Source organism: Microbacterium sp. NPDC055903 (assembly GCF_053615555.1).
The window spans coordinates 1,642,276-1,659,526 of sequence record NZ_JBSHCA010000001.1 but is presented as its reverse complement, the minus strand read 5'-3'; the positions used below and the strand labels follow the sequence as shown (position 1 = coordinate 1,659,526).

The 17,251-nt window shown below is 67.4% G+C and carries 12 protein-coding genes; 6 read left to right on the top strand and 6 right to left on the bottom strand.

Going from position 1 to position 17,251, the window contains the following annotated elements:
* Positions 1-14: 14 nt before the first annotated feature.
* Positions 15-1,538 carry an arabinosylfuranosidase ArfA gene (arfA, locus tag ACWGJP_RS07620; RefSeq protein ID WP_452329150.1) on the top strand — a complete coding sequence of 508 codons (1,524 nt, stop codon included), beginning with the start codon at positions 15-17 and terminating at the stop codon, positions 1,536-1,538.
* A 219-nt stretch (positions 1,539-1,757) separates the two neighbouring features.
* On the opposite strand, the gene arfA (ACWGJP_RS07615) is transcribed toward arfA (ACWGJP_RS07620), so the two are convergent.
* Both arfA (ACWGJP_RS07615) and ACWGJP_RS07610 read right to left on the bottom strand, forming a co-directional pair.
* On the bottom strand, positions 1,758-3,269 hold the full coding sequence (gene arfA, locus ACWGJP_RS07615) for an arabinosylfuranosidase ArfA (RefSeq protein WP_452329149.1): 1,512 nt from the start codon (positions 3,267-3,269) through the stop codon (positions 1,758-1,760).
* Positions 3,270-3,319: 50 nt separating this feature from the next.
* Complete coding sequence (locus ACWGJP_RS07610) at positions 3,320-5,617, bottom strand: glycoside hydrolase family 3 N-terminal domain-containing protein (RefSeq protein ID WP_452329148.1); 2,298 nt, start codon at positions 5,615-5,617, stop codon at positions 3,320-3,322.
* Positions 5,618-5,788: 171 nt separating this feature from the next.
* On the opposite strand from ACWGJP_RS07610, the gene ACWGJP_RS07605 reads away from it, so the two are divergent.
* The 5 genes from ACWGJP_RS07605 (at position 5,789) to ACWGJP_RS07585 (ending at position 12,602) form a co-directional block, all read left to right on the top strand.
* Positions 5,789-6,706 (top strand): carbohydrate ABC transporter permease, encoded by a 918-nt coding sequence (locus ACWGJP_RS07605; protein WP_452329147.1) that lies wholly within the window; start codon positions 5,789-5,791, stop codon positions 6,704-6,706.
* Positions 6,703-7,596 (top strand): carbohydrate ABC transporter permease, encoded by an 894-nt coding sequence (locus ACWGJP_RS07600; RefSeq protein WP_452329146.1) that lies wholly within the window; start codon positions 6,703-6,705, stop codon positions 7,594-7,596. The genes ACWGJP_RS07605 and ACWGJP_RS07600 overlap by 4 nt, the downstream gene beginning before the upstream one ends.
* Positions 7,597-7,650: 54 nt before the next feature.
* Positions 7,651-8,985 (top strand): ABC transporter substrate-binding protein, encoded by a 1,335-nt coding sequence (locus ACWGJP_RS07595; protein WP_452329145.1) that lies wholly within the window; start codon positions 7,651-7,653, stop codon positions 8,983-8,985.
* 140 nt (positions 8,986-9,125) lie between these two features.
* Complete coding sequence (locus ACWGJP_RS07590; RefSeq protein WP_452329144.1) at positions 9,126-10,172, top strand: LacI family DNA-binding transcriptional regulator; 1,047 nt, start codon at positions 9,126-9,128, stop codon at positions 10,170-10,172.
* A 213-nt stretch (positions 10,173-10,385) separates the two neighbouring features.
* Complete coding sequence (locus ACWGJP_RS07585) at positions 10,386-12,602, top strand: alpha/beta hydrolase (RefSeq protein ID WP_452329143.1); 2,217 nt, start codon at positions 10,386-10,388, stop codon at positions 12,600-12,602.
* A 313-nt stretch (positions 12,603-12,915) separates the two neighbouring features.
* On the opposite strand, the gene ACWGJP_RS07580 is transcribed toward ACWGJP_RS07585, so the two are convergent.
* From ACWGJP_RS07580 to ACWGJP_RS07565, 4 genes are read right to left on the bottom strand one after another with little or no spacing between them, the layout of a single operon-like run.
* Complete coding sequence (locus tag ACWGJP_RS07580) at positions 12,916-14,106, bottom strand: bifunctional 2-methylcitrate synthase/citrate synthase (protein ID WP_452329142.1); 1,191 nt, start codon at positions 14,104-14,106, stop codon at positions 12,916-12,918.
* 35 nt (positions 14,107-14,141) lie between these two features.
* Positions 14,142-15,044 carry a methylisocitrate lyase gene (gene prpB, locus ACWGJP_RS07575; protein WP_452329141.1) on the bottom strand — a complete coding sequence of 301 codons (903 nt, stop codon included), beginning with the start codon at positions 15,042-15,044 and terminating at the stop codon, positions 14,142-14,144.
* Positions 15,044-16,567 carry an MmgE/PrpD family protein gene (locus ACWGJP_RS07570; protein WP_452329140.1) on the bottom strand — a complete coding sequence of 508 codons (1,524 nt, stop codon included), beginning with the start codon at positions 16,565-16,567 and terminating at the stop codon, positions 15,044-15,046. Before ACWGJP_RS07570 ends, prpB begins: the two co-directional genes overlap by 1 nt.
* A complete protein-coding gene (locus tag ACWGJP_RS07565; protein WP_452329139.1) occupies positions 16,564-17,217 on the bottom strand; it encodes a GntR family transcriptional regulator in 654 nt (217 codons plus the stop codon). Before ACWGJP_RS07565 ends, ACWGJP_RS07570 begins: the two co-directional genes overlap by 4 nt.
* Positions 17,218-17,251 lie beyond the last annotated feature (34 nt).

The window sequence follows — 17,251 nt, the reverse complement described above, 5'->3', positions numbered from 1 at the left end:
CAGCAAGGAGAGCAATGTCTCAGGCCCGCATCACCATCGACCGCGATTTCACCATCGCCGACGTCCCCCGCAGGCTCTTCGGATCCTTCGTCGAGCACATGGGTCGCTGCGTGTACACCGGCATCTACGAGCCCGGCCATCCCCAGGCCGACGAGCGTGGCTTCCGCAAGGACGTCCTCGCCCTCGTCAAGGAGATGGGTCCGACCGTCATCCGCTACCCCGGCGGCAATTTCGTCTCCGGGTACCGCTGGGAGGACGGCGTCGGTCCCGTCGAAGACCGACCCGTGCGCATCGACGGCGCCTGGCACACGATCGAGACCAACGCCTTCGGCCTGCACGAGTTCGTGGACTGGGCGCGCGAGGCGGACGTGGAGATCATGGAGGCGATCAACCTCGGCACCCGCGGCGTCGAGGAGGCCCGCTCGCTCGTCGAGTACGCCAACCACCCCGGTGGTACGTACTGGTCTGACCTGCGTCGCAAGAACGGTGCGGCGGAGCCCTTCGACATCAAGCTGTGGTGCCTGGGCAACGAGCTCGATGGCCCGTGGCAGATCGGCGGCAAGACGGCACACGAGTACGGCCGCCTCGCGCAGGAGGCCGCCAAGGCGATGAAGCTTGTCGACAACTCGATCGAGCTCGTCGCCGTCGGCTCCTCCAACCGGCAGATGCCGACCTTCGGCACGTGGGAGCACACCGTGCTCACGCACGCCTACGACGAGGTCGACTACATCTCGATGCACGCGTACTACCAGGAGCACGACGGCGACACGACGTCGTTCCTCGCGGATGCCGTCGACATGGATGCCTTCATCGACGGCGTCATCGCCACGATCGACGCGGTCAAGGCATCCGGAAAGCACACCAAGCAGGTCGACATCTCGTTCGACGAGTGGAACGTGTGGGATCAGAAGAAGTACAACACCGAGGAGTCCGCCGAGATCGAGGCGGCCGGCTGGCGCGAGCATCCGCGGCTCATCGAGGACACCTACTCGGTGACGGATGCCGTCGTCGTCGGCACCCTGCTGAACAGCCTCCTGCGCCACGGCGACCGGGTGAAGATCGCCAACCAGGCGCAGCTCGTGAACGTCATCGCCCCGATCCGCTCCGAGGAGGGCGGCCCTGCCTGGCGGCAGACGAGCTTCTGGCCGTTCGAGCGTGTCGCCCGCCTCGCGAAGGGACGGATCCTGCGCCTCGCGGTGTCGGCACCGCAGATCGCCACGAAGCGCTACGGCGATGTGGATGCCGTCGACGCCGCCGCGACCTGGGACGAGGAGACCGGCCGCGTCGTGCTCTTCGTCGCCAACCGCTCTCTGGAGGAGGACAGCGATCTGACGGTCGACCTCCGCGGCTTCGGCACCGGGCTGCGCGTCGTGAACGCCGAGGTGCTGACGATCCCCGAGGGCGGCGACCGCCGCACGGCCAACCTGGAGACGACGCCGGATGCCGTGCACATGGTGCCGCTGACCGCCGAGGTGGTCGACGGGGCTGTCCGCGCGACGCTTCCCGCCGTCTCCTGGTCGGTGATCGAACTCGCCTGAGCGCAGCCGAGAGGCCAAGGGCGCCCGCTCGATGAGCGGGCGCCCTTTTCGCGCCTGACAATCTCCGTTCCCTGAGCCAGCATTCCGTTCCCTGAGCCTGTCGACGGGAACGCCCCACCGCGCGCTTCGACAAGCTCAGCGAGCTACCGGAGTCGTTCCCTGAGCCGGCTTCCCGTTCCCTGAGCCTGTCGAAGGGAACAGCCGCCGACGCCCCGGCGATCAGCCGAGGGACACCGCGCTCCAGGAGATCGGCGGCAGCGTGATCGTGAGCACGCCGTCGGTGATCGACACGGTCTCGTTCGGGACCGGCGCGACGCGCTCTTGGTCGGCGACCGTGTTCGCCGCATGGATGTCGTCGTCGCTCAATGTATGGGTTTCGAGCACCGCCACGTCGCCGAGGCGGGAGATGTCGACGGTCACCGTGACGGCTTCGTCCAGGCTGCGGTTCAGGAGGAACAGGGCTGAGCGGCCGGTCGCGGCATCATGCGTGGCGACGGCATCCACCAGGGAGACCTCCCCATAGCGCTCCGTCTCGTAGACGGGCGCGTCGAGCTTGAGCTCCAGCGACTCGCCCTGCGCGAGGCGCGAGGTGATCGAGAACGGGAAGAACGTGCTCTGGCGCCAGGCCGGCCCTCCGGGCTCGGTCATGATCGGGGCGATGACGTTGACCAGCTGTGCGAGCGACGCGCTCGTCACCCGGTCGGCGTGCTTGAGCAGCGAGATCATCAAGCCGCCGAAGACGACCGCGTCCAGCACCGTGTACACGTTCTCGAGGATCCGCGGAGCCACCGGCCAGTTGTCGATGCCGGAGATCGTGTCGATGCTCCTGTCCCGCTCGAGGTACCAGACGTTCCACTCGTCGAAGGAGATGTCGATGCGCTTGTCGCTGCCGCGAACAGCGGCGACATGATCCGCCGTCGCCACGACGGACTCGATGAAGCGGTCCATGTCGACGCCTGAGGCGAGGAACGAACCCGTGTCGCCGCCCTTCTCCTCGTAGTACGCGTGGCAGGAGATGTAGTCGACGTCGTCGTACGTGTGCTGGAGCACGACGCGCTCCCACTCACCGAATGTCGGCATCTGGGCTCCGGACGAACCGCAGACGACGAGCTTCAGATCGGGGTCGAGCTGGCGCATGCCCTTGGCGGTCTGCGATGCGAGCTTGCCGTAGTCATCTGCAGAGCGATGACCCAGCTGCCACGGGCCGTCCATCTCGTTGCCGAGGCACCACATCTCCACGGCGAACGGCTCGTCGCGGCCGTTCGCACGCCGGCGCTCGCTGAGCTCGGTTCCCCCCGGCAGGTTGGTGTACTCGAGAAGATCAATGGCCTCCAACGTGCCGCGGGTACCGAGGTTCACGGCCAGCATGAGGTCGCTGCCGACCTTGTCGAGCCACGAGGAGAACTCGTGCAGCCCGACCTCGTTCGTCTCGGTGGAGTGCCAGGCGAGGTCGAGACGGCGAGGGCGCTGCTCGCGGGGGCCGACCGAGTCCTCCCAGCGGAACCCGGAGACGAAGTTCCCGCCGGGGTAGCGGATCGTGGTGACGCCGAGCTCACGGACGAGGTCGATGACGTCCTGACGGAACCCTTCCGCGTCTGCCGTCTCGTGACCGGGTTCGTAGATGCCGTCGTAGACGTGGCGCCCGAGGTGCTCGACGAAGCCGCCGAAGAGTCGGCGGTGGATTCGTCCCGTCACGAAGTGCGGGTCGACGGTGAGATGGGCTGAGGGCATTGCACGTTCCTGTTCTGTTCCGGTTTCTTGCCCGCCGTGGCGAGGCGTGATCATGCGACGACGGTTTCCAGCACGGGGTCGACGACCTCGCGCACGGGGCCCGTGATCTGCAGGGATGCGCTCCGGGGGAGTCTGCCGACGGAGAGCCCTGCGGAGAGGATGATCTCGCCCGGCTCGACGATCCTCCGGCGGGAGAGCCCCGTGAAGGAGAACCGATCGGCGTGCAGCGCGAAGGACACCAACCTGCGCTCGCCCGGGTCCAGCGCGACCCTGGCGTAGCCGACGAGCTGCTGCACGGGCCGGGTGACCTGCGCGACGGGGTCGGCACAGTAGAGCTGGACGACCGTCTCCCCGCTGCGATCTCCGATGTTGGCCACGGTCACGGTCGCGGTGACGGCGGCATCCGTCTCCATTTCGATCCTGTCGAGGGAGAGGTCGAGCACCTCGAAGGTCGTATAGGACAGACCATGCCCGAAGGGGAACGCCGGAGCGATCGAGAGGTTGCTGATCCGGTCGCCGTCCTGCCCGAGGGGCGGGGCGAGATAGGTGTGCGGCAGCGCGGCCGGGCTGCCGGGGATCTGCACCGGCAGGTGGCCGCTCGGATTGACAGCGCCGGCGAAGATGCGAGCGAGCGCACCCGCTCCTTCGACTCCGGGCATGAAGGACTGCACCACGGCTGCGCCGCGATCGAGGAACCGGCCGAGGGCATAGGGGCGGCCGGAAAGGACGACGAGCACGACGGGCACCCCTGTGTCGAGGATGCGGTCGACGAGCTCGCCCTGGTCACCGGGGAGCTCGAGGGAAGGAGCATCCGAGCCCTCCCCCGATGTGCCCTTGCCGAACATGCCCGCGTGATCGCCGACGACGACGATCGCCGCATCGGAGCGCGCAGCGGCGTTGACGGCACGATCGAGCTCCGCCTCCGTGGCGGGCAGCTGGAGCGGGCAACCCCGCTCCAGGGCGATCTCGGTGTGCGGGAACGCCTCCCGCACAGCATCGGGCAGCGCGATGGCGTCGACGCCGAGACCGAGCTGCGGATGCCGCGGCAGCACGTGCACGGGGAACGAGTAGGCGCCCATCATCGCGCTCGCATCATCGGCGCAGGGGCCGATGATCGCAAGGCGGCGCAGATCGGCAGGCAGGGGGAGCAGGCCTCCGGGGTTGTCGAGGAGCACGACGGACTTCTCGGCCATCCGCCGCGCGATGTCCCGGTTGCCCGCGCTGTCGAGGTCGTGATCGACGGGCTCCGCCGGCGACCAGCCTTCGTCGAGCAGCCCGAGCTCGATCTTCTGCCTGAGCACGCGGCGAAGCGCGGTGTCGACGTCGGAGGCCGTCCGCTCCGGCTCAGGATCATCCTCGGACAGTGCGAGGAACGCCGAGATGTCCGGCAGCTCGACGTCGAGGCCTGCGTGCAGGGCCAACCGGCCGGCCTCGGCCATGGATGCCGCGACGGCGTGCTTGGACTTGAGGAAGGCCACGGCCCAGTAGTCCGAGACGACGGTCCCCTCGAACCCCCATTCGTCGCGGAGGAGATCGGTGAGCAGCCATCGATCGGCCGCGGCGGGCACCCGATCGGTCTCCGTGTAGGAGTTCATGACGCTCCTGGCGCCTGCGCTGCGCACGGCCATCTCGAACGGCGGCAGCACGAGATCGCGCAGCTCGCGCTCGCCCATCGAGACCGGAGCATGATTGCGGCCGCCGCGGGAGGTCGCGTGCCCCGCGAAGTGCTTCAGCGTCGCGATCATGCCGGCCTCCTGCAGCCCGCGCACATACGCCGAGGCGAGCGTGGCGACGACGTACGGGTCCTCACCCATCGTCTCCTCGACCCTCCCCCAGCGATAGTCGGTGACGACATCGAGGACGGGGGACAGCCCCTGATGCACGCCGACAGCCGCCATGTCCCGCCCGATGGCCCGGGCCATCTCCCCCACGAGCTCGGGATCGAAGGTCGCCGCCCAGGCGAGGGCGGTCGGGAAGACCGTCGCCCCGAGCGTGGTGAATCCGGTCAGGCACTCCTCGTGGACGACGGCGGGGATGCCGTGCGGTGTCCGGTCGACGAGGTGCCGTTGGGCGTCGCGGATGCGTGCCATGCCCTCGGCGGCTGACACCGGAGCCGTCCCGAAGACGCGGGTCAGCTGACCGATCCCGTGGCGCGTGGCGGATTCGAACGAGGGCCGCCCCTCGGAGAACACGTCCTGCATGGGCGCGATGATCTCGCCGGAGGTGCGCTGATCCGCCCAGTACCCGCCGAGCTGCGCCGTCTTCTCCTGGTCGCCGAGGACGGCGATCAGAGCATCCACCCGTTCCGCGACGCTGCGCTCGGGATCGCGCCAGATCTCGCCAGCCATGAGTGCGCCCTTTCATCGTTAAAAAGATCATCGTCGTCGATAGACCTGCTCCAGCATGGACTTCTCGCCGAGAAAATACAACGTTGTAAATTCTGCGCAACATGGATAGCCTTCTCAACCGAGGACGGAGAGGTCCCGCCCTGAGGGCTCGGTTCGAGGAAGAAACCCGGTATGACGAAGACACACCGAATGAAGAAGCTGCTCTACAACCAGCGGCTCGCGCCGTACCTGTTCATCCTGCCGTTCCTCGTGACGCTGCTGGTCTTCTGGCTCGTGCCCGTCGGCCGCTCGGTGATCATGAGCTTCCAGGAGGTCCTGTACGGTCAGGCCAGCTTCATCGGCACGGCGAACTACGAGCGCCTGTGGCGCGATGGCGTGTTCTGGCAGGCGATGTTCAACAGCATCCGCTACATGGTGCTGACTCTCGTGCTCCTCGTCCCGATCCCGATGGTGCTGGCCGCGATCATCAACTCCAGGATCGGCAGCAGCAGGATCAAGAACTTCTTCAAGTCGGCGCTGTTCGTGCCCGCGCTGACCTCGGTGGTCGTCGCGGGAATCGTGTTCCGACTGATGTTCTCCGAGACCGACTCCGGCCTCATGAACCAGATCGTCGACTTCCTGGGTTTCGGTCCGGTGCGTTGGCTGCGCGAGGACGTCACCGGCCTCATCGCCTTGCTGCTGCTGGCGCTCTGGCGCTGGGCCGGGGTCAACACGATGTACTTCCTCGCGGGCATGCAGGCCATCCCGACGGAGTACTACGAGGCCGCGTCGATCGACGGTGCGGGCAGGATCCAGCAGTTCTTCCACGTGACGCTGCCAGGCCTCAAGCCGACGATCGTCTATGTCACGACGATCAGCGTCTACGGCGGGCTGGCGATGTTCCTGGAGAGCTTCATGCTCTACGCCGGCAACAACTCCCCGAACAACCAGGGCCTCACGATCGTCGGCTACCTATACCGCAAGGGCATCCAGGAGAACGACCTCGGCTTCGCCTCGGCCGTCGGCGTGGTGCTCCTCGTGCTCGTGCTGGCGATCAACCTCACCCAGCTCATCGCCACCGGAACATTCAAGAAGGAGTCGCTGCGATGACCACGACCCGGACGCTGATCACTCAGGGGCGCACGGCGACGAACCCTGCCCCGCGCACGATGAAGCGCCGCACCGCGGTGCTGATCCAGAGCGCCTTCCTGATCGCGATCGCCCTCGTCTCGCTGGTTCCCGTGCTCGCGATCTTCGTGGGGACGTTCCAGGACGGCAACGACGTGATCCGCAACGGCATCTCGTTCTCGATCGACTTCTCGAAGCTGAGCCTCGACAACTACGTCCTGCTCTTCACCGACTCGGGACTGTACTTCCCGTGGTTCTGGAACAGCCTGGTGCTGACCGTCGTGCAGGTGGTGGGCACGCTGCTGGTGAGCTCCTTCGTGGCCTACGGGTTCGCGATGTACGAGTTCCGCGGCAAGAGTCTGGGCTTCATCCTCGTGATCATCCTCATGACGATCCCGTTCGAGATGCTCATGCTGCCTCTGTACGTCCAGGTCAACGACATGGGCGCCGCGGACCAGTACTGGATCGTCGTGCTGCCGTTCCTCGCGCAAGCGGTGACGATCTTCTTCTTCCGCCAGTACTTCCTCGGCGTCCCGAAGGAGATCCTCGAGGCCGGTCGTGTCGACGGCGTCTCGGAGTTCGGGATCTTCTTCCGCCTCGTCGCCCCGATCGCGAAGCCCGCCTTCGCGGCCATGGCGATCCTGAACGGCATGACCATCTGGAACAACTTCCTCTGGCCGCTGCTGGTTCTGCGCACGCCGGAGAAGTTCGTCCTGCCGATCGGCCTGAACACCCTGCTGACGCCCTACGGCAACAACTACGAGCTGCTGATCATCGGCTCGTTCTTCTCCCTCATCCCGATCCTGATCCTCTTCCTCGCGTTCCAGCGGTTCTTCGTCGAAGGCATGACCGCAGGAGCGGTGAAGGGCTGATCCCGAGCTGTTCCTCTCCCATCCGCAATACACATCACAGTCAGGAGTAACACCATGCGAATCCGAAGGATTCTGACCGCGACTCTCGCGGCAGGCTTGGCCGTAGGAGCCCTGTCCGGCTGCACCAGCGGCGAGACGGACGGCGGCGACGACGCCGCCGACGGCACCACGACGCTCGACATGTGGGTGTTCGCCGAGCTCCACGGCCAGGTCTACGAGGACATGGCCGAGAAGTGGAACGAGGAGAACCCCGACAACAAGGTCGACCTCGAGATCACGGTCTACCCCTATCAGGACATGCACGACAAGCTGCTGCTCGCCGTGAACTCCGGCCAGGGGCTTCCCGACCTTGCCGACATCGAGGTGGGGAAGTTCGGCAACTTCGTCAAGGGCGACAACCCTCCGCTCGTCGACCTCACCGCGGCGGCCGAGCCCTACGTCGACGACATCGTGCAGGCACGGCTCGACCTGTACAGCCGTGACGGCAAGATCTACGGCTACCCGACGCACGTCGGCGCGTTCGTCGCGTTCTACAACACCGAGTTGCTCGAGGCTGCAGGCATCGACTACACGACGATCAAGACCTGGGACGACTTCGCCGCGGCCGGCACCACCTACAACCAGGACACCGGCAAGGCGTTCAGCGTCGCGAGCACCGGCGTCTTCTTCACGGAGCCGTTGGCGATCGCCCAGAACGGCGGGCAGCTGTTCACCGACGACGGCATGGGCGATGTCGCGGTGAACAGCCCGGAGGTCGTCGAGACCATGCAGATGTTCCAGGACATGAAGGATGCCGGAGCGCTCTCGACCATCCCCGGCGGCAGCCCGGACAGCGAGGAGGCGTACGGAGCCATCAACAGCGGCGACTACGCGGCCGTCGTCTACCCGGCGTGGTACACCTCGCGCTTCGTCGACTACATGCCCGACCTCTCCGGCAAGATCGCCATCGCCCCCGCCCCGCAGGTCGAGGGCTCTGACGTGCTCACGATCGGCGGCGGCGGCACCGGCACCACGGTGCTGCGCGGCACAGAGCACGAGGAGCTCGCCACCGAGTTCCTCGCCTACGCGAAGCTCTCCCTCGAGGCCAACGTCGCCGTGTGGGAGGTGCTCGGCTTCGACCCGGTCAACATGTCGGTCTGGGAGGACGACGCCGTCACGCACAACCCAGAGAACAAGTTCAACCAGTACTTCCAGACGAACCTGTTCGACGTGCTGAACTCCGTGAAGGACGGCATCGGCCACTTCTCGTCGTTCTCCAACGAGAACCTGCCCACGGTCGACAACCAGTTCCGGACCGTCACCCTCAACGAGATCTACGAGCAGGGAACCTCCGCTCAGGAGGCGCTCGACGAAGCGCAGGAGACCGTGCTGAACGAGCTGGGTCAGTAGCTCGACTCGCGGGGGTGCGGACGGCTCGCCGTCCGCACCCCCGCCCACCTCTCCGGTCACCACGATCGGCTGGGTCCGGGTCGCACGGCTAGAGTGAGGGACAGCGCGGTCAAACCGTGCCACAGCGATGGGGGAGGCCGATGGACTCGACGATGCACGACGTCGCCAGGGTCGCCGGTGTCTCGATCAAGACGGTGTCGAACGTCATCAACGACTATCCGCACGTGCGCGCCTCGACCAGAGAGCGCGTCCAGGCGGCGATCGATGAGCTGGGCTACCGCCCGAACCTCTCGGCCCGCGGCCTGCGATCCGGACGCACAGGGGTCATCGGCCTCGCGGTGCCGGCGCTCAGCGAGAACTACTTCGCCGAGCTCGCCGATGCGGTCATCCGCGCAGCCGACGCGCACGGGCTCAGCGTCGTCGTCGAGCAGACGAGCGGCGATCGCACCCGCGAGCTCCAGGCCATCACCGGCGGGCGGCTGCGGCTGACGGACGGGCTCCTGTTCAGCCCGTTCACGCTCGGACAGGCGGATGTCGACGCGCTGAACACGGACTTCCCTCTCGTCCTGCTCGGCGAGCGGATCTTCGACGGTCCCACCGACCATGTCACGATGCACAACGTCTCCTCGGCGCGCGCGGCGGTCGAGCATCTGCTCGACATCGGTCGGCGGCGCATCGCCGTGATCGGAGCCGAGGACCCGTCGATCGGCACGAGCTCTGCGAGCCTGCGCCTCGCCGGCTACCGCGAGGCGTTCGAGGAAGCCGGACTGCCGATCGATTCCCGCCTCATCCGCACGGGCGCGCACTGGAACCGCGCCGCGGGCGCCGCAGCGATCCGCGAGCTCATCGCCGATGGAGTCGCCTTCGACGCGGTCTTCGCGCTGAACGACGCGCTCGGCCTCGGCGCACTCCGCGCTCTCGGCGAGGCGGGCCTGCGGGTTCCAGAGGAGGTCGCGCTGATCGGGTTCGACAACATCGACGAGGCACGGTTCTCGATGCCGTCGATGTCCAGCGTCGACGCGGGAAGCAAGGAGATCGCCGTCACAGCGGTCGAGCTCCTCATCGAGAGGATCGCGGAGAAGGGCCAGCGCCGCCCGCCGCGCACGATCAAGCCCGGGTTCCGGATCGTCCGTCGCGAGTCGACGGGCTTCCCCGGGCGCGCGGAGGACACCGTCTCGAGCGACTGAGAGGTCGCCGCATCGGTGCGCGCTGCTCGACTGATTCGCGACCAGTGATTTACAACGTTAGAACTATTGCTTGACCTTCTGATGCAAATCCTGAGATAGTGACCCCGCACTGCATTTACTACGTTGTATATGCGTGCTCGACATCCGGCTCCAGCGTCGCTGCGTGAACGAGCGTCTCTCCGAGTCGGCCGAATCACAGGAGATGAGGAATCGATGGAGATCATGTCAGAGCGTCGGCCCGCTGGCCGACGCACAGCACGGCGGCGGGTGATCGGCGCACTCACAGCCGCGCTCGTCGCCCTCGCCGGGCTGGCGGTCACGACACCGCCCGCCACCGCGATCGAACAGCCATGGGTGGGCGTGCAGGACGACGGCTACCTGCGCATCAGCGTGCCGAACGCCGCCGTCGAGGAGGCGATCGGCCCCGTATCGCAGGTGGTGATCGAGGGCAACTTCGGCCCCTCGCACAACTGGGCGCAGATCGGCCTGCAGCGCAGCGGCGCCAACTGGACGGCGACCTACGGACCGTTCGAGCCGGGCCTGTACTACTACCAGGTCACGGGAGATGACAGCAAAGTGCTGAAGGACGCGAGCAACCCCACGAGCGTCGCCTCCGAACCGGACTGGAGCACGTTCTTCATCCCGGGAGAATCGGCGGCGCTGCTCGCCGACGCTCCTGAGGAGGCGGGCACCATCGAGACGATGACGTACGACAGCGCGGTCGCCGGAGAAGAGCGCGAGGCCCTCGTCTGGCTGCCGCCGACGTATGAAGCCAAGGGCAAGAAGTTCCCCGTCCTGTATCTGCAGCACGGCGGCGGCCAGAGCTACCGCGACTGGGTGGAGGTCGGTCGCGCCGAGCAGATCCTCGACAACCTGTGGTTGTCCGGCCGGCTCGCCGACATGATCGTCGTGATGGGCAACGGCAACGTCTCCGATTTCTCGACGGAGCTTCTGGAGAACATCGTCCCGGCCGTCGAGGATGCCTACAACGTGTCGCCGTCGAAGAAGAAGCGGGCGCTCGCCGGCCTGTCGATGGGCGGCGGCCAGACGTTCGAGGTCTTCAGCGAGCACCCCGGTGAGTTCGCCGCCATCGGAACGTTCGGCGCAGGTCGGTTCGGCGATCTCGACGACATCCCCGTCAAGAAGATGAACAACAAGACCGACCTGTTCCGCGTGTACGTCGGCAACCCGACGGACATCGCTCACAACGACGTCTACGACTCCTTCCGGGCGTTCGATGAGATCGGCCTGGACTACCAGTTCGACGGCGTGAACCCCGATGCCGGCCACAACTGGAACGCGTGGCAGGAGAACCTCATCGATTTCGCCCCGCGGCTGTTCGGCGGTGCGGAGCACGACCCCGCGATGAGTGACGGGCACACCGCGCTCACCGAGCGCTTCGAGACGCCGTCGTCCGGCACCACGCCGACGCCGTGGATCAGCGAGGACGGCTTCGTCACCTTCGAGACGACGACGGACTTCTCGGATGCCGAGTACGTCTCGGTGTGGGCGAACATCGCGCCCGGCGGCAGCTGGCTGCGTACGGAGATGAGCAAGGTCGGCGACCGCTGGCAGACGACGATCGGCCCCCTGGATCCGTGGTTCTACCACTACCGGCTCATCGTCGACCGTCAGGCGGTCAAGGACGCCTCCAACCCGACCTCTGTCACCTCCGAGCCGGCGTGGAGCACGTTCCTCGTCGAGGGGGAGGCCTCGAGACTCCTCACCGATGTGCCGGAAGGGGAAGGCGGCGAGCTGGAGATCATGACCTACGACAGCAGCGTGGCAGGACAGGAGCGCAGCGCCTATGTCTGGACGCCGCCTGGCTACGACGCAGACCGTGCTCAGCCCTACCCGCTGTTCGTGCTCAACCACGGCGGCGGACAGAGCTGGACAGACTGGGTCGAGGTCGGTCGGGCACGCCAGATCCTGGACAACCTCTCGCGAGACGGCTCGATCGAGCCGATGGTCGTGGTGATGCCCAACGGCAACGTGACCGACTACCCGACCGAGCTGCTCGACAACGTGGTGCCCGCCGCGGAGGCCGGCTACAACATCAGCAGCGACCCCGCCGAGCGTGCGCTGGCCGGGCTTTCGGCCGGAGGCGCGCGCACGGTCTCGGTGCTGAAGGCGCATCCGGGCGAGTTCGCGTGGATCGGGACGTTCGCGGCGGGCTTCGGAGGCACGGCGGATGTGGATGCCGATGCCATCAACGCCGGCACGGAGCTCTACCGTCTGTATACCGGCGACATCACCGACTTCACCTACGGGGCGGTCATGAGCTCGTTGCCGGTTCTGGACGAACTCGGCATCGAGTACGAGTTCGACGGCGTGACGGTCGGCCCGCACGGATGGGACGTGTGGCAGAAGAACCTGATCGACTTCGCCCCGCGGCTGTTCCAGGATTCGCCTGCGGACGAGGTGCACTGAGGATCCACTCTGAAGGGGACGCGGCCGTATCGGTCGCGTCCCCTGTCGTGCGAGAAGCCCACCGCGCGCTTCGACAGGCTCAGCGAGCTAGCATGCTCACCCGCCGCACGCTTCGACAAGCTCAGCGAGCTACCGGAGTCGTTCCCTGAGCCGGCTTTCTGTTCCCTGAGCCTGTCGAAGGGAACACCACCACCGCACGCTTCGACAAGCTCAGCGAGCTACCAGAGTTCCCCGAGCCGGCTTCCCGTTCCCTGAGCCTGTCGAAGGGAACACCACGACCGCGCGCTTCGACGAGCTCAGCGAGCTGCGGAGCTCAGCCGGCCGCCTCCTCGGGGCGCTCCTGCACGTCCACCGCTGCGGTGTCGGCGACATAGCCGTCGATGTGGCGCTCGTCCTCGCCGTTGTACGCCGACAGCGGTCGGATCAGGGCGTTGGACGCCTGCTGCTCGAGGATGTGCGCGGTCCACCCGGTGATCCGGGCAGCGACGAACAGCGGCGTGAAGGTGACGGTGTCGTAGCCGATGAGGTTGTACGCGGGACCCGACGGGTAGTCGAGGTTCGGATAGATGCCCTTGCGCGAGACGAACTCGGACTCGAGGGTGTCGTAGAGCTCGGCGACATCCGGGCGGTCGTAGTGCGCGACGAGGGTGTCGAGCGCCGCCTTCATGGTCGGCACGCGCGAGTCGCCGCGCTTGTACACCCTGTGGCCGAACCCCATGATCTTGCGCTTCACCGCAAGTGCCTCGTCGAGCCAGGGCACGACCCTGTCGGCCGAGCCGATCTCATCGAAGATGTGCAGCACCGCCTCGTTCGCTCCTCCGTGCAGCGGGCCCTTCAGCGCGCCGATCGCACCGACGACGGCGGAGTAGAGGTCGCTGAGGGTGGAGGTGATCACCCGCGCGGTGAAGGTCGACGCATTGAAGGAGTGCTCGGCGTACAGGATCATCGATCGGTTGAAGGCGTCGACGACGACGGCATCCGGCTCCTCACCGAACGTCAGCCAGAGGAAGTTCGCCGCGTAGTCCAGATCATCCCTCGACTCCAGCGCTTCCTGGCCGCGCCTGCGCCGCTGCCCGTAGGAGACGATCGCCGGGAGGGCGGCGAAGAGCTGCAGGCTGCGCTCGAGGTTCTCCTCCGGCGTCCCGACGGCATCCAGAACGTTGCCGGTCCCGGCCGTCTCGATGGCGCCGATGACGCTGACGGCCGTGCGGACCTCGTCCATCGGATGCGCGTCCAGCGGCAGCGCGTCGATCGCCGACTTGACCGCGGGTGTCAGCGCTCGGTGAGCCCGCTCCACCGAACGGAACCGATCGAGCTCGTCGTCCGTGGGCAGCTCGCCATGCCACAGAAGGCAGGCGACCGCCTCGAAGGGCTGCGTCGCGGCGAGCTCCTGCACCGGGTAACCGCGGTACAGCAGCGAGTTGGTCTCCGGGTTGACCTTGCTGATCGCCGTCTCGTCCGCGACGACCCCCGCGAGGCCCTTCTTGATGTCCGTGTCAGCCATGCTCACTCCTTCGTGGTGGGAACGGGATCGTCCGCTCAGTCCTTCGTGATGGTGAAGTTGAAGACGCTGGAGTCGAAGTGGTTGTACGACTCGTAGTCGATGAGCTCATAGAGGTCGGCCCTGTGCTGCATCTCACCGAGCTTCGAGGTCAAGTGCCCCTCGTCGTTCAGGGTATCCAGGGCCCGGCCCGCCGCGCCCATCGCGGTGCGCAGCAGCGAGACCGGCCAGATCACGATCCGCACGCCGGCATCCCTCAGCTGGTCGGTCGAGAACAGCTCGCTCTTGCCGAACTCGGTCATGTTGGCGAGGATCGGCACGTCCAGCGCCTCGGCCATCGCCTCGAACTCGGCGAGGTCGCGCATCGCCTCAGGGAAGATCGCGTCCGCCCCGGCATCCACGAGCGCCTTCGCCCTGTCGATCGCCGCGTCGAGGCCCTCCACCGCGCGGATGTCCGTGCGCGCCATGAGGAGGAAGTTCGGGTCGCGCCGGGCGTCGGCGGCCGCGCGGATGCGCTTGACCGCGGTGTCCTCGTCGACGACGCTCTTGCCGTCGAGGTGCCCGCAGCGCTTCGGATTCACCTGATCCTCGATGTGCATGCCCGCAAGGCCCGCGTCTTCGAGGGTCTGGATCGTGCGTGCCACGTTCATCGGCTCGCCGAAGCCCGTGTCTGCGTCGATGATGGCCGGCAGCTCCGTCATGCGGGCGATCTGCTGCCCGCGGCCGGCGACCTCGGTGAGGGTGGTGAGCCCGATGTCCGGCAGGCCGAGATCGGCCGAGAGCACGGCACCCGAGATGTACACGCCCTCGAAGCCCTTCTGCTCGATGAGCCTGGCGCTCAGCGGATTGAACGCGCCGGGGAAGCGCAGCAGTTCGCCGGAGGCGAGCCGTTCGCGCAGGAGTCGGCGCTTGTCGGCCGCGGTCGTGGTCGCGTACAGCATCAGAACAGACCCTTCGGGGCGTCGGCGGCGAGGATGCCCGGCTTCGCCACGATCGAGAGCTCGACGACCTCGGCGGCGGTCAGCTCAGGCAGACGCTGCACGAGTGCGAGGAAGCGCTCGATCTCGGCGGCGTCGAGCACGGGCTCGGCGAGCAGCCGGAACTTGGCGATGTAGTTCTCCCGCGCGAACGGACGGGCACCGAGCGGGTGCGCGTCGGCCACGGCGATCTCGTCGGTCACGGTGGAGCCGTCGGAGAGGGTGATCTCGACGCGCCCGCCGAAGGCCTTCTCGTCCGGGTCCTCGGAGTGGTACCGACGGGTCCACTCGGCATCCTCCGCCGTGGTCACCTTGTGCCACAGCGCGACGGTGTCGGCTCGTGCCGCGCGCTCAGGGGCGTACGAGTCGACGTGGTGCCAGCCGCCGTCCTGCAGCGCGACGGCGAAGATGTACGGGATCGAGTGGTCCAGCGTCTCGCGGGAGGCCTTCGGGTCGTATTTCTGCGGGTCGTTCGCACCCGAGCCGATCACGTAGTGCGTGTGGTGGCTGGTGTGCAGCACGATGCGCTCGATGTTCGCGGGGTCGCGCAGCGCAGGGTTCTCCGTGCCGAGCTTGCGGGCGAGGTCGATCCAGGCCTGCGCCTGGTACTCGGCCGAGTGCTCCTTCGTGTACGAGTCGAGGATGGCCCGCTTGGGCTCGCCCGCGGCGGGCAGCGGCACCTGGTACAAGGCGTCCTTGCCGTCCAGCATCCAGGCGATGACGCCGTCCTCGCCCTCGTAGATCGGGCTCGGCGAGGTCTGCCCTCGCATCGCGCGGTCGACGGCTTCGACGGCCATCTTGCCCGCGAAGGCCGGCGCATGCGCCTTCCACGTGGAGATCTCGCCCTTGCGGCTCTGCCGGGTGGCGGTCGTCGTGTGCAGCGCCTGGCCGACGGCCTGGTAGATCGTCTCGACGTCGAGCCCGAGGAGGGTTCCGATGCCCGCGGCGGCGGAGGGGCCGAGGTGCGCGACGTGGTCGATCTTGTGCCTGTGCAGGCAGATCGCGCGGACGAGGTCCATCTGGATCTCGTAGCCCGTGGCGATGCCCCGCACGAGCGCGCGACCGTCGGCGCCGGTGTGCTGCGCCACGGCGAGGATCGGGGGGATGTTGTCGCCGGGGTGCGAGTACTCGGCGGCGAGGAACGTGTCGTGGTAGTCCAGCTCACGCACCGCGACGCCGTTCGCCCAGGCCGCCCACTCGGGGCTCGTGCGCTCGTCCAGCGGCGCCCCGAACAGGTTGGCGCCCTCGCCGCCCCGCGAGACGGGGTGGCTGAAGGCCTGCGCGCGGGCCGCGACGATGGGCGCTCGGGTGAGGGATGCCGCCGCCACCGAGGCGTTGTCGATGATGCGGTTGATGATCATGTCCACGACGGCGGGCTCGACATCGACGGGGTCGGCGGCGACCTCGGCGATCTTCCAGGCGAGCTGCTCCTCACGGACGAGGTTCTCCTCGCTGCGATGGACACGGACGTGGTGGGAGACGGTCATTTCAGTCCTTCGGTGAGGGAGTCGAGGATGCCGGTGAGGGCGTTGCGCAGATGGACATGGGTGGCGTGGGCGGCGAGATCGCCGTCGCCCTCGGCGAGCGCCTGGGCGATCAGCCGATGCTCCGCGACGGAGGCCGACAGGCGCTCGGGTTTGTCCCTGGCCATCCGGCGCACGCGCACGAGATGGGTGCGCACGGTCCGAAGCGCGGCGGCGATGTAATCGTTGGCGACGGCGTCGTCGATCGCGCGGTCGAAGCGGGCGATGAGCGCGTAGTACGCATCCCTGCCGCCCTTCGCGCGGAGGTCGACGTCGGCGAACTCCGCGGCGAGCGCATCGAACAGTGCCGCATCGCCGCGCTGGGCCGCCAGGCGTGCGGCGGACTCCTCCAGGGCACGACGGATCTCGAAGAGGGAGCGGATGTCATCCGCATCCACATCGGATACCACGGTCACGCGCGGCGACTGCTGCACGACCAGCCCGTCGGCCGCCAGCAGCTGCAGGGCCTCGCGCAGCGGCGTGCGGCTCACGCCGAGACGCGCGGCCTGCTCGACCTCCGCGAGAACCGAGCCGGGAGCGAGCTCACCGCTCTGGATCTCCTCGAGGAGGATCGCGTAGGCGCGATCGCTGGCTCTCGGGGCGGCGGTGCTCATGCGGCTAGTGTATACACAATTCGCGGATCAGGCG